The organism is Streptococcus sp. NM (assembly GCF_003390135.1).
GTDB lineage: Bacteria > Bacillota > Bacilli > Lactobacillales > Streptococcaceae > Streptococcus.
The window spans coordinates 682,324-695,628 of sequence record NZ_QUOS01000001.1 but is presented as its reverse complement, the minus strand read 5'-3'; the positions used below and the strand labels follow the sequence as shown (position 1 = coordinate 695,628).

At 35.9% G+C, this 13,305-nt stretch carries 15 protein-coding genes; 12 read left to right on the top strand and 3 right to left on the bottom strand.

Going from position 1 to position 13,305, the window contains the following annotated elements; all coding sequences use genetic code 11:
- Positions 1–32 precede the first annotated feature (32 nt).
- A complete protein-coding gene (gene serB, locus DXN33_RS03595) occupies positions 33–677 on the top strand; it encodes a phosphoserine phosphatase SerB (protein ID WP_115904366.1) in 645 nt (214 codons plus the stop codon).
- Between the two features lie 8 nt (positions 678–685).
- Complete coding sequence (locus DXN33_RS03590; protein WP_115904365.1) at positions 686–1,801, top strand: glycerate kinase; 1,116 nt, start codon at positions 686–688, stop codon at positions 1,799–1,801.
- Here the strand turns inward: DXN33_RS03590 and DXN33_RS03585 are convergent.
- The gene (locus DXN33_RS03585; protein ID WP_115904364.1) at positions 1,798–2,244 is read right to left on the bottom strand and encodes a DUF1694 domain-containing protein; all 447 of its coding nucleotides are present in this window, start codon (positions 2,242–2,244) and stop codon (positions 1,798–1,800) included. The genes DXN33_RS03590 and DXN33_RS03585 overlap by 4 nt on opposite strands.
- A 163-nt stretch (positions 2,245–2,407) precedes the next feature.
- Here DXN33_RS03585 and eno point away from each other — a divergent pair, with 163 nt between their 5' ends.
- From eno to DXN33_RS03570, 3 genes are all read left to right on the top strand, one after another.
- Positions 2,408–3,712, top strand: a complete 1,305-nt coding sequence (gene eno, locus DXN33_RS03580; RefSeq protein ID WP_000022813.1) for a surface-displayed alpha-enolase — start codon at positions 2,408–2,410, stop codon at positions 3,710–3,712.
- Between the two features lie 176 nt (positions 3,713–3,888).
- The gene (locus DXN33_RS03575; protein WP_000031466.1) at positions 3,889–4,383 is read left to right on the top strand and encodes a YkgJ family cysteine cluster protein; all 495 of its coding nucleotides are present in this window, start codon (positions 3,889–3,891) and stop codon (positions 4,381–4,383) included.
- Between the two features lie 57 nt (positions 4,384–4,440).
- Complete coding sequence (locus DXN33_RS03570) at positions 4,441–4,980, top strand: ClbS/DfsB family four-helix bundle protein (protein ID WP_115904363.1); 540 nt, start codon at positions 4,441–4,443, stop codon at positions 4,978–4,980.
- Positions 4,981–5,077: 97 nt separating this feature from the next.
- Here DXN33_RS03570 and dhaQ read toward each other — a convergent pair whose 3' ends face one another.
- Entirely contained in the window at positions 5,078–6,067 is a 990-nt protein-coding gene (gene dhaQ / locus DXN33_RS03565) for a DhaKLM operon coactivator DhaQ (RefSeq protein ID WP_115904362.1), read from the bottom strand.
- Positions 6,064–6,594, bottom strand: coding sequence for a dihydroxyacetone kinase transcriptional activator DhaS (gene dhaS / locus DXN33_RS03560; RefSeq protein ID WP_115904361.1), 531 nt, complete (start codon positions 6,592–6,594; stop codon positions 6,064–6,066). The genes dhaQ and dhaS overlap by 4 nt, the downstream gene beginning before the upstream one ends.
- Before the next feature lie 155 nt (positions 6,595–6,749).
- Between dhaS and dhaK the strand changes: the two genes are divergently transcribed.
- From dhaK to DXN33_RS03525, 7 genes are all read left to right on the top strand, one after another.
- Entirely contained in the window at positions 6,750–7,739 is a 990-nt protein-coding gene (dhaK, locus tag DXN33_RS03555) for a dihydroxyacetone kinase subunit DhaK (RefSeq protein WP_115904360.1), read from the top strand.
- 21 nt (positions 7,740–7,760) lie between these two features.
- Positions 7,761–8,336 (top strand): dihydroxyacetone kinase subunit DhaL, encoded by a 576-nt coding sequence (dhaL, locus tag DXN33_RS03550; protein WP_115904359.1) that lies wholly within the window; start codon positions 7,761–7,763, stop codon positions 8,334–8,336.
- On the top strand, positions 8,336–8,710 hold the full coding sequence (gene dhaM, locus DXN33_RS03545) for a dihydroxyacetone kinase phosphoryl donor subunit DhaM (RefSeq protein ID WP_115904358.1): 375 nt from the start codon (positions 8,336–8,338) through the stop codon (positions 8,708–8,710). Before dhaL ends, dhaM begins: the two co-directional genes overlap by 1 nt.
- Positions 8,711–9,185: 475 nt before the next feature.
- Positions 9,186–9,821, top strand: coding sequence for a TetR/AcrR family transcriptional regulator (locus DXN33_RS03540; protein WP_049510724.1), 636 nt, complete (start codon positions 9,186–9,188; stop codon positions 9,819–9,821).
- A 172-nt stretch (positions 9,822–9,993) separates the two neighbouring features.
- Positions 9,994–10,734, top strand: coding sequence for an ABC transporter permease (locus tag DXN33_RS03535; protein ID WP_115904357.1), 741 nt, complete (start codon positions 9,994–9,996; stop codon positions 10,732–10,734).
- Between the two features lie 135 nt (positions 10,735–10,869).
- Positions 10,870–11,589 (top strand): ABC transporter ATP-binding protein, encoded by a 720-nt coding sequence (locus DXN33_RS03530; protein WP_115904356.1) that lies wholly within the window; start codon positions 10,870–10,872, stop codon positions 11,587–11,589.
- Positions 11,590–11,610: 21 nt separating this feature from the next.
- Complete coding sequence (locus tag DXN33_RS03525; RefSeq protein ID WP_115904355.1) at positions 11,611–13,293, top strand: ABC transporter ATP-binding protein; 1,683 nt, start codon at positions 11,611–11,613, stop codon at positions 13,291–13,293.
- Positions 13,294–13,305 lie beyond the last annotated feature (12 nt).

Genomic DNA, 13,305 nt, shown 5'->3' with positions numbered 1-13,305 from the left:
ACGATTTTTGGGCTGTTTAGAGAGGAGAACTAATGTCTCAAGTAAAAGGCTTGTGTGTTATGGATGTTGATGGAACCTTAATCCTAGAAGAAGTGATTGACCTTTTGGGAAGAGAGGTAGGTCGTGAGGAGGAAATTTCGCAGATTACAAGTCGGGCAATGAGAGGAGAGTTAGACTTTGAAAGCAGTTTAAGAAAAAGAGTTTCCTTCTTGGAAGGCCTTCCTATTTCGGTATTTGATAAAGTCTTCAATTCTATTCATCTAACGCCAAATGCCCAGGAATTCATTTCCATTCTCCAAAAGAATGGTATCCTAGTTGGTCTGGTGTCTGGTGGCTTTACGCAAATAGTTGAGAGATTAGCAAAATCACTTGGTATTGCCTATTTCTCTGCCAATCAACTTGAAGTCAAAGATGGTCTTCTAACAGGAAAATTGATTAGACAAATTATCAGTCCCCAGGTCAAAAAAAAGACTTTGGAAAAATGGAGAGAGAAACTAAAACTTCCTAAAGAAAGAACGATTGCAATCGGTGATGGGGCCAATGATCTATTAATGTTGATGTCAGCAGGACTAGGAATCGCCTTTTGTGCCAAAGAAGTGCTCAAAAAAGAAATACCGAATCATGTTGATAAGAGGGATTTTTTAGAAGTTCTTCCTTTGATTGACTGGTTAGAATGAGGTAAAATATGAAGATTGTAATTGCACCAGATTCATTTAAGGAAAGCTTGACAGCTCAACAGGTAGCTGAAGCAATAAAAAGAGGCTTCCAACAATCGATAGTAGATGTAGACTGTCTCCTCTGCCCTGTTGGTGATGGGGGAGAAGGTACTGTAGATGCTATCCGACATTCTCTTGACCTAGAAGAAAAATGGATCCAAGTGACAGGACCTTTTGGACAAAAAGAAGCCATGCACTATTTTCAAAAAGGGAAACTGGCACTATTCGAAGTTGCTGATTTGGTTGGCCTTGGAAAGATTCCGATAGAGAAACGAAATCCACTTCAAATCCAAACTCGTGGTATCGGAGAGTTGATTCGCCATCTCATTGCTCAAGAGATTAAAGATATCTATATCGGTGTTGGTGGCACGGCCAGTAATGACGGAGGAATTGGGATTGCTGCTGGTTTAGGTTATCGATTTTATGATAGGGATGGAAATGTCTTGCCTGCTTGCGGTCAATCCTTACTAAACTTAGCTTCTGTCTCAATAGAAAATCGCTATGAAATTCCTGAAGATATTCAAATTCGTATTTTAGCGGATGTCGTGAGTCCCTTATGTGGTCATCAAGGTGCGACTTATACTTTTGGCAAACAAAAAGGTTTACATCCTACTATGTTTGCAGTCGTAGATCAGGCAATCCAAGATTTTTATGAAAAAATCTCACCTGCAACATTGGAAATTAAAGGAGCAGGAGCTGGGGGAGGCATTGCTGGCGGTTTGTGTGCTTTTGCTCAGGCAAATATCGTGTCTGGAATTGATAGCTGCTTGAACTTAATTAACTTTGATAAGAAAGTTTCACATGCTGACTTGGTTATCGTTGGTGAAGGCAGACTGGACAGTCAAAGCTTTGCTGGGAAAGCGCCGATAGGCGTAGCAAAAAGAACCCCTGTCGGAGTTCCTGTTATTGCTATTTGTGGTAGTCTTGCTGAAGATTTACCTCCCCTACCATTTGAAAATATCCAAGCTGCCTTTTCTATTTTGGAGAAAAGTGAACCTCTAGAAGATAGTTTGAAAAATGCCAGTCTCTATTTGGAGCACACGGCTGCCAATATAGGGCATTTATTAAATATGCGCAAGATTTAGCCAAACCATTTCTTCCAGATGGATGTTTTGGCTGGACCTTCCTTTTTATCTTCCCAAAGTTTTGCAAAAGCAAGTCGAAGGTCCTTTTCTTCTACTTGTACTGGTGCATTGCTATGGATAATCAGGCCAAAAGGAGAAGAAGAATGCTCTTCAGATACAATGGTAGCTTGACTATCAGTTTCTTTTGCTTCTTTTAAGTAGAAAACTTGTTTGTCAAATTCGATATTTGGTGAAATCTTCACAAATAGTGGCTCTGTTTTTTCCTGAAGATTTTCTAAAATAGATAAAAAGCCTTTTTCTAACTGAGGGCTATTTGCTGTATCAATATCTGCATATCCAAGAACTCTTTCCTCAAAAGTACCAAGATAGCGTCTTTGCTCATCCGGATTTAATTTTGCTCCACCATGAGCTTTTTCAAGTAATTGTTTTGATAAATCTGTCATGAAAACAGTATATCATAAAAGTTAGAATAAAACAGACAAAAGAAAGCGATTACTTTATAAAGTTAAGGAAAATTTGCACAAAGATAACGTTTTTTCTTGAAAAAGGAGGGGTTTTAAGGTATTATAGAGGTGTAAAAAATTTAACTCATAAGGAGAGTAAAAAATGTCAATTATTACTGATGTTTACGCTCGCGAAGTCCTAGACTCACGCGGTAACCCAACACTTGAAGTAGAAGTTTACACTGAATCAGGTGCTTTCGGACGTGGTATGGTTCCATCAGGAGCTTCTACTGGTGAACACGAAGCAGTTGAACTTCGCGACGGTGACAAATCTCGTTACGGTGGTCTTGGTACACAAAAAGCTGTTGACAACGTAAACAACATCATTGCTGAAGCTATCATCGGCTACGATGTACGTGACCAACAAGCTATCGACCGTGCTATGATCGCACTTGACGGTACTCCTAACAAAGGTAAATTGGGTGCAAACGCAATCCTTGGTGTGTCTATCGCTGTAGCTCGTGCTGCTGCTGATTACCTTGAAATCCCACTTTACAGCTACCTTGGTGGATTCAACACTAAAGTTCTTCCAACTCCAATGATGAACATCATCAACGGTGGTTCTCACTCTGACGCTCCAATCGCTTTCCAAGAGTTCATGATCTTGCCAGTTGGTGCGCCAACATTCAAAGAAGCTCTTCGTTACGGTGCTGAAATCTTCCACGCTCTTAAGAAAATCCTTAAATCACGTGGTTTGGAAACTGCCGTAGGTGACGAAGGTGGATTCGCTCCTCGTTTCGAAGGAACTGAAGACGGTGTTGAAACTATCCTTGCTGCGATCGAAGCTGCTGGATATGTTCCAGGTAAAGACGTATTTATCGGATTTGACTGTGCTTCATCAGAATTCTACGATAAAGAACGTAAAGTTTACGACTACACTAAATTTGAAGGTGAAGGCGCTGCTGTTCGTACATCTGCAGAACAAATCGACTACCTTGAAGAATTGGTTAACAAATACCCAATCATCACTATCGAAGATGGTATGGATGAAAACGACTGGGATGGTTGGAAAGCTCTTACTGAACGTCTTGGTAAGAAAGTACAACTTGTTGGTGATGACTTCTTCGTAACAAACACTGACTACCTTGCACGTGGTATCCAAGAAGGTGCTGCTAACTCAATCCTTATCAAAGTTAACCAAATCGGTACTCTTACTGAAACTTTTGAAGCTATCGAAATGGCTAAAGAAGCTGGTTACACTGCCGTTGTATCACACCGTTCAGGTGAAACTGAAGATTCAACAATCGCTGACATCGCAGTTGCAACTAACGCAGGACAAATCAAGACTGGTTCACTTTCACGTACAGACCGTATCGCTAAATACAACCAATTGCTTCGCATCGAAGACCAACTTGGTGAAGTAGCTGAATACCGTGGATTGAAATCATTCTACAACTTGAAAAAATAAAATAGTTCAGTGAACTATTTTATCCCGAACCTTGAAATTCAAAAGTTCGGCCGTTGATTTAACAACGTTTCTAGCCCCTCGGATTTTATCCGAAGGGCTTTTTTTCTGTTCAGGGGGCAAAAAAGGGGCAGTGTTTATGGTATAATAGACAAAAATACGTGAATTAGAAAGAAATTATGTCTAAAGAAATTGATATTGAGTATTACCACCAGCTAGCCTTGCAAAAGCAAAAGGAGCACCGTAAAATTTTAGCAAATCTAAAGAAAAAACCACCAAAAAATCTAGATAAGATAGCTCAACAGATTCACCAAGAAGTTTTTGAGGAGATTGATTGTACGGCCTGTGCCAACTGTTGCAAGACATTGGGGCCTGACTTTAAAGAAGCGGATATTACACGAATCGCCAAGTACTTTAAGATGAAATTACCTGCTTTTGAAGCAGAGTTTTTGCAAGTAGATGAAGATGGTGATAAGGTTTTTAAATCCATGCCTTGTCCCTTTCTAGGAGGAGATAATCTCTGTTCCATCTATGACGTTCGTCCAAAAGCCTGTCGAGAGTTCCCCCATACAGATCGAAAAAAGATCCATCAAATCAACCATTTGACGATTAAGAATACTTTGACCTGTCCAGCAGCCTATCTCTTTGTTGAGAAATTAAAGGATAAGTTATAGAGATTTAAAGGATAAAAAATTTCTAATAATAACTAACAATATGAAGGGAGTACTCCTGTGCCTAGACCGAAAACAAAAGAGGAGCTAGTGCTGGCCTCTAAGGAAAACTATGAAAAGCTCAATCGTTTCATATCCCAACTAAGTGAAGATGAGCTACAGACTCCATTTGATTTTTCAAGAGACCCAAAGAAAAAAGAAGCTCACTGGAAAAGGGATAATAATCTACGGGATGTCTTGATTCATCTCTATGAATGGCATCAGTTACTTTTGGCTTGGGTACATTCTAATCAAGAAGGTCACGAAAGACCTTTTCTCCCTGAAATTTATAATTGGAAAACTTATGGAGAAATGAATGTCGTTTTTTGGAAGAAGCACCAGAAAACGTCCTTAGAAGAAGCGACTAGACTTCTAGAACAATCACATAGGGAGGTTTTAGAGTTGATAGAAGTTTTTAGTAATGACGAACTCTTTACCAAAGGTGTCTATAAATGGACCGGCGGAACAAGTCTAGGTTCCTATTTTATCAGTAGCACCTCCAGCCACTATGGTTGGGCTCTGAAAAAACTCAAAGCACATCAGAAGAATTGTCAGGAATAGATGGCCTATTTGAAATAGAAAGAATGAGTTCTTTTAAAAGTAAGATAAAAGCAAAGGGCTATCAAGTGATGTAGCCCTTTTGAGTTATACAAGCAAATTACCATGCAAAAGCTGTCGTTGGAGCATTGAGCGCTTCTAACCACTGTTTATTTTTTACGGGGCAAAGAGTTACGGATATACCGGCCATATCTAGACTGGTCATAAATGTTCCTGATTTTATAAAGGTAATAGTGACTCCTTCAATTTCTAAGAGTTGAAGGAGATCATTGATAAATACGCCCATTTCTAAGTTGCTGGTAGTGCCTAGATTATTTACAAGCAATATAAATTGATCACCCTTTTTCCAATGATAGTGCAATCTTAATTTACTTATAATTTCATTTGCAAGGATTTCCGACAATTGGAATGGGACGATACGATAGCCTTCTTCGCCATGTATACCAATACCATAAGAAATATTTCCTTCTTCCAAGTTAAATAGTGGACGGGTGGCTTGGGGGAGACTAGCAGATTTCGTTGCAAAGCCAATTGTTGCGATTTCGGGAGCAAGCTGATGACCTAAATCAGTTAGTTGCCCTATGTCGGCACCATTTTGAGCTGCAAATCCTAGAACTTTATGAAGCAAAATAGTCCCTGCAAGCCCTCTTCCTCTAATTTGAAATCTATTGTGAGGTTCAATTGAAATATCGTCGTGTGCTAGACTATAGCCGACCTTAATTCCTTCTTGTCTAGCAGTATTAATGGCCCAGCTAAATTCTTTGATGTCTGCTTCGAAATTTTTTACAATGATGAAGACACCGTGACCATTGTTTAAAAAACGAATGGACTCTAAGATTTCAGTTCTTGTAGGAGGAGTAAATAATTGGCCATAGATAGCAGCAGTAAGCATTCCTTCTCCCACATATCCAATATGAGCAGGTTCGTGACCTGAACCTCCACCCGATAATATTGGAACCTGATGAGGATTGCGATTTTTTTGATAGACTAATGGTAAGGCAGGGTGTTTTTCTAATTCAGGGTGACTGCTGACAGTTGCCGAAATGTAACTTGAAATAATTTTCTGTTTATGATTTGAAATAAATGTCATTGTGGTCTCTTTCCAATAATTGTCATGATTAGAAAGTCTGGTTGTGGAACTGGACTTTTTTTATTGACGTAAGCCTTCACGATTTCTGCTAGAGCGTGTGAATGATAGTCTAGCAAAAAACAAGTATAAGCAGATGAATCGATATCAATCTGACCGTATTCTCTTAAAATTTTTGATACAAGCAAGCGACAGTAGCTGATAAAGTGGCCATAGAAGTTATTTTGCCCTTGAATATCGAAAAGTTGAATATAAAAGTCACGCTCTTGTTCGAAATAAAGAAACAATTCTTGTAATAGTTTTTGGCCTGAAATGAAGTCCAAGTTATTGGTAATATACTCGGTTAAGTCAGTTTCAAATATCCAGTCTAGCAGCTCATATTTATCAAGAAAATGATTGTAAAAGGTCTGTCTACGAATGCCAGCTGATTCCATGATATCTACAATAGAGATTTTATCAAATTCTCTAGTAGCTAATAGATCTCTAAATGCCTTGGCAATTCGTTTTTTTGTAATGAGTGATGATGCCATAGGAAACCTTTCTTTTACTTACTTCATTTTACCAAAAAATTTTTTTAAACGGGTTTAAAAAAGGGGACAAATAATAGAATCTGTCCCTTATCAGCAAGCAGTAAAAAATATATAATGAAAGCGAAAACAAAGGTACATGCTGAAAGGAGTTTCTCATGAAAAAAATTATAAATGAACCAACACAAGTTGTTGATGAAATGCTGCAGGGATTGTCATTTATGCATGATGACTTGGTTCAACGCCTAGATGGCTTTGATGTCATCGTTAGAAAGTCAGAAAAGACAGGAAAAGTTGGACTCATTTCAGGTGGAGGTTCAGGACATGAACCAAGTCATGCTGGATTTGTAGGAGATGGGATGTTGTCTGCTGCCATTTGTGGAGCAGTCTTCACTTCACCTACTCCGGACCAAATTTTAGAAGCTATCAAGGCGGCTGATGAAGGTGCTGGAGTTTTCATGGTCATCAAGAACTATTCTGGTGACATTATGAACTTTGAAATTGCACAAGAACTTGCTGAAATGGAAGGTATTGATGTAGCAAGCGTTGTGGTTGATGATGATATCGCTGTTGAAAATAGTCTATATACCCAAGGCCGTCGAGGTGTTGCAGGTACTATTTTAGTCCATAAAATTTTGGGTGATGCGGCTCGTTCCGGTAAATCATTATCTGAAATGAAGGACTTGGCCGACAAACTTGTCTTAGAAATTAAAACAATTGGCTTAGCTCTATCTGGCGCTACTGTTCCAGAAGTTGGGAAACCAGGTTTTGTTCTAGAAGATGATGAATTTGAATACGGAGTTGGTATTCATGGTGAGCCAGGATATAAAAAAGAGAAAATGCAACCTTCAGCACTATTGGCTTCAGAATTAGTTGAAAAACTATCTGAAGGTTTCCAGCTTAAGGATGGTGAACGCTATGGCCTTCTCATCAATGGTTTAGGAAGCACTCCTCTTATGGAGCAATACGTATTTGCAAATGATGTGGCTAAATTACTCCATGAAAAAGGTGTTGAGTTGGCATTTAAGAAAATTGGAAACTATATGACATCAATCGATATGGCTGGCTTGTCATTAACATTGATTCGATTGGCAGATGATGAGTGGTTGGATGCTCTAAATGCACCTGTTACTACCCCAGCTTGGTAAAACTCAAGGAGGAAATGTCGCATGAATGCTGAACAAGCACTTGAATGGATGAAGCTTTTTAATGAAAAGATTCAAGAACAGAAAGATTACCTTAGTGAGCTAGACACCCCTATAGGAGATGGAGACCACGGTGGAAATATGGCGCGTGGCATGGCTGCAGTTATGGAAAACTTAGAAGGAAAGCAATTTGAGACCAGCAGTGATGTTTTTAAACTTGTCTCAATGCAACTACTGAGTAAGGTAGGCGGTGCTTCTGGTCCCTTGTATGGCTCTGCTTTTATGGGCATGGCCAAGGCTGATTCAAATTCGAAAATAGATGAAATCTTACAAAGTGGTCTGGATATGATTGTCAAACGTGGGAAAGCAACAGTTGGAGAAAAGACAATGGTTGATGTTTGGACTCCAGTTATTGCTGCCTTGTCTGCTGGCCAATTGACTCAAGAGCTTATTGATCAGGTAGTGAATGCTACCAAAGATTTACTTGCAACTAAAGGAAGGGCATCTTATGTAGGAGAACGTTCTCTTGGACATATTGATCCTGGATCATTCTCATCAGGATTACTCTTTACTGCTCTTTTAGAAACTGGGGTGGTTTAATGGGAAGTATTGGTCTTGTTATCGTTTCACATTCCAAACACATTGCACAAGGTGTCGTTGAACTGATTAGTGAAGTAGCTAAAGATGTTCCGATTACTTATGTAGGAGGAACCGAAGATGGAGGAATTGGAACAAGTTTTAATCAAGTAGATAGGGTTGTTTTCGAAAATCCAGCAGATACTTTATTAGCCTTTTTTGACCTAGGTTCTGCTAAAATGAACTTAGAAATGGTGGCTGATTTCAGTGATAAAAGTATCATCATCAACAGGGTTCCAATTGTAGAAGGTGCCTATACTGCAGCTGCTCTTCTTCAGGCTGGTGCAGAACTGTCAGTTATTCAAACACAGTTGTCGGAGCTTGAAATCAATAAATAAGGAATTTTACTATAACTCTTTTTATAGGTGAGCTATTAATTATCTCAACTATAAAATTTTAAGTAAATAATTTCAAAATCAGAAAGGGATTGCTTTATGCAGTTCCTTTTTATTTTAACAGGAGTAAAGCTATAGTGTTTCTAAATTGTGAATCATTCAAAACTGATTGTGATGGGACTATTCTAGCTTTAGAATCCTTCAAAAATTAAAATTTAAGGCAATCAATTACTTAGAAGAGTACGAAAACATTTAGTTTATAGGAATTCTAGATCTAGAATTACATGGATATTTATGAAGTTAGGGTGTTCGATAGTCAGGATTGTTCTATTCTGAAAGATTTGAGCTGTCAATTGTATAGGATAGTAGTTTGCCAATGAATTTTGAAAATTAGAGGGGATAAAAAGAATCTTGACATTATTAGTTTCTTGCATTATAATGAGATTACATACCGTTAGTATGTTGAAAAGGAGTTATAATGGCAAGGAATAGAAACTCACATGAAACTAGAAAAAAAATATTAGAAGTTTCGAAAGATTTATTTTTAGAAAAAGGATTTGATAATACCTCAATACAAGATATAATCGATGGGTTAGGTGGATTGACGAAAGGTGTTATTTATCATCATTTCGAGTCTAAAGATGAAATATTGCAATCAATCATTAGCGAAAATAATCAGGAAATTTTAAATTACAATTGGAGAGGAGATACTGCATTAGAAAAAATACAAAATTCTTTGATGGATGCGTTCTCTAATTTAGAACAACAAAGGCTTGTATACTCAGCTTCAATTATGTTAAGAAGTCCACGTTTATTAGGTGAACAGTATCTAAATTTATTTTCTGATTTTTTACCAGGGATTAGAGAAAAAGTTTTCGAAGGTGTTGAAGATAAATCAATTAAAACAGAATATCCAGAAGAGCTAGCTGATTTGATTGTTTTAACATTGAATATTTGGATTGGGTTCCAAATTTCTATTTATTCAGTAGAAGAATTAAAGCGTAAAATGAATTTCATTAAACTTACTTTTGAAGGACTAGGGGTGCAGTTGATTTCTGATGAAATGATGGAGGTGATTTTCAACTTATTTGATCACTTAAAAAGTGCCAAATAAGTTTTACATATAGATATTTTTTAAAATACCATATTCTAGATATGGTATTAAAAATTCTATTATACATACCTTTAGTATGTTTCTTTTTTAAATTTTTACATACCAGAAGTATGTAAAATGCTTTTTAAATAGTGTAATTAATATTAACAAAATTTTTTGGAGGAAATAATCTATGTTGTCGCTTATTAAAATTGAATTAAATAAAGTTTCTAAATCTAAATTATTTTTAGCCTGGTTGTGTACTATATTTATAGTGTTAGGTATTACAGCAATCATTATTATGGGTTTAGGTACTGACAATAAACTAGGAGAATTCACTGGACAGGATTCTAATGTTATTAGAATTACTGGTAAATGGGAAGGTTGGGCAATTGTAGCTTCATTGTTTTCATCTTTATTTACAAAAGCAGCATTTTTGATTTTCGAATCTTATTTATTATCTACGATTATTATTGATGAATTTAAACGAAGAACAATTTTTCAGTTGTTTTCTTACCCTATTTCTAAAATAAAGTTACTTTGGGGAAAAATTCTTTCAGTCATTCTAATAGCATTTATTGCCCATTTTTCTGCACATTTAGTGATTCAATTATTCATTAGATTCATGGCTGTTGTAACTGAATCAAATTATATCCCAGTAGCGAATCAAATGATTAACTTAGCTGGAATTACGGTTGGAACAGTATTAATCGGAATACTACCTTTTGTTTTAGGTATGATTAGGCATTCAATAGCTATAACAATGCTTTCAGGACTTGGTTTAGCAGCGTTACTTTCGAATGTAAGTCCAGGAGGTTTATCTAATAATATTGCTGATAACTTATTCTTTTTGATATTTGCAAGTTTCATAAGTTTAATGATTACTTCATTTTCAATTTATACTATTTCAAGAAAAGATATTAATATCAAGTAGTATAGCTAAATTTAATGGAAGGAAAGTGCTAATTTTGTGATGATTTATTTAAACGAAGAGACTGTATAAGTTAGTATTTATGCTCCTGAAGAAAAATTCTTGCATTTAAAGCTAGATATAGAAAGAGAGATAGAAATGAAAAATATTGTTGAAGTAAAAGAAGTTTTTAAAACAATTGATAAAGAAGAAATTTTAAGTGGTATCAACCTTCAAATTGCTGAAGGAGAAATCTATGGATTTTTAGGACCAAATGGCGCAGGGAAAACAACTTTAATGAAATGCATGTTATCCTTATCAACTGTTACATCTGGTAGTATTGAAATCTTTGGAAAAAATTTACAAGATCACAGAGAGGAGATTCTAAGTCAAGTTGGAAGTGTTATTGAAACACCAATTTTTTATGAAAACCTCACAGCAAAAGAAATTTTGGAAATTCACGCGCAATATATGAGGAAAAATATTACCGAATCAGATATAATAAGAGCCTTAAGGATGGTCGGATTAAAAAATACGACTAAAAAAGTAAAAGATTTTTCGTTAGGAATGAGGCAAAGGCTTGGTTTAGCTCGTGCGTTTCTAACAAAACCTAAATTGTTAATTTTAGATGAGCCAATCAATGGTTTAGATCCAATAGGAATTCAAGAAATTCGAAATCTTTTGTTGTCGCTTTCAAAGGAACATGGAATTACAATACTAATATCGAGTCATATATTATCGGAAATTTCACAGATAGCAGATAAAATTGGTTTTATCAAAAATGGAGAAATGCTAGAACAAGTCTCTATGAAAGAGATTAGGAGAGAGGATATTGACTTAGAAGAATATTTTATGTCACATTTTCTAAATGAAATTTAAGAATTATGAGGTAGATTAGGAATGAAACAATTGACAAAGTACCATAAGAAGTCTTTTTATACTTTCATGATTTTTAATATACTAGTTCCTTTAACTAATATTGCTTTTGCTTATTCTATTAAAATTATAATTGATAGTGGAATGTCCCAAAATAGGGAAGCTCTAACCCAAGCGATACTAATAGGTGCTATCGTAATATTTATCTATGCCAGTCTTAATTTTATATCCCTTCGATTAAGAAATAAACTTGTTAGGCAGATTATGTCAAGATACAAAAATAAGGTGTTTAAATCTATTTTAGATAGCGATTATAGAGAATTTTCTAAGGAAAAATCAGGGAAATTTATTTCAATATTAACTGAGAACATGAAGAAAATTGAGCAGGATTATTTGCACCAGTATTTTAATATTTCAAAAAATATTTCCTTAATGATTTTCTCACTAGTAGCCATGTTTATAGGTAATTGGTTTTTGACCTTATTAGTTATCATTGCTAGCATTATTCCTATGATGATTTCAGGATTTATTGGACAAAAATCAGCCTCTCTACAAAATATTTCTATAATATCCGATCAGAAATATTTAGCTAAGGTTAAAGATATTTTAGCAGGGTTTCTAGTTATAAAGAGTTTTAATGTGAAAGAGGCTATCCGTCAAGATTACAAAAACGAAAGCGAAAAATTGGATGAGATATATTTCATCAAAGGAAAATTTGATGTTTTATCTAATGTTATTTCTCAACTTTCAGGGATGATTGTTTTTTTAGTAGCCTTTGGTGGAGGAATGTATCTGGTCTTCGGTGGGCATACCACAATCGGGAGTGTTACAGCTATTGTTCAACTAGTCAATTTTGTAGTAATGCCACTAAATGAAATTGGTATGGGAATGAGTAAATTCCGCGAAGGTCAGGCTACACTGAATTCATTTGAGGTAAAAGATGTAATCGAACTTCAAACTGGTAAAACGAAAGAATATTTTGATGATGTCATTTCTTTTTCAAACGTAGATTTTTTCTACCCTAATGCTGAGAAAAAGATTTTTAATAATTTATCTTTGCAGATCAAAAAGGGGGAAAAAATTGCAATAGTAGGTATGTCAGGTAGTGGAAAATCAACTTTACTCAATCTATTACTGCGTTTCTATGATGTAACAAGTGGGTATATCTCAATTGATAATCAAGATTTGCAAGCTATTTCAGCAGAGAACCTTTATAACTTAATGACTATTGTTCAGCAAGATGTTTATATCTTTGATGATACTTTAAGAGCAAATATTACTCTTAATCAATTCTTCACTGATGAGGAAATTAGGCAAGCTGTCCAGCAGTCAGGTTTAGAAAGTTATGTTTTAGATAATGAATCTGGTTTACAAGCTTTATGTGGAGAGAATGGATCAAATTTATCTGGCGGACAAAAACAAAGAGTTAGTATTGCGCGTGCCTTGATTCGAAAAACACCAATCTTATTATTGGATGAGGCTACTTCGTCTTTGGATAATCAAGTAACTACTGAAATTGAAAGTTCAATCTTGGATATTCAAAATTTGACTGCACTTGTAGTAACCCACAAGTTGAATGAAAACATTTTGAAAAGATACGATAGAATTCTCTTTATGAAAGCAGGCGTCATTGTTGAAGATGGTTCTTTTTGTGACTTGATGGATAGGAGAGGTGAGTTTTATAAGTTGTTTGAGTTGAGTGTGTAGTGCTACCAGAAT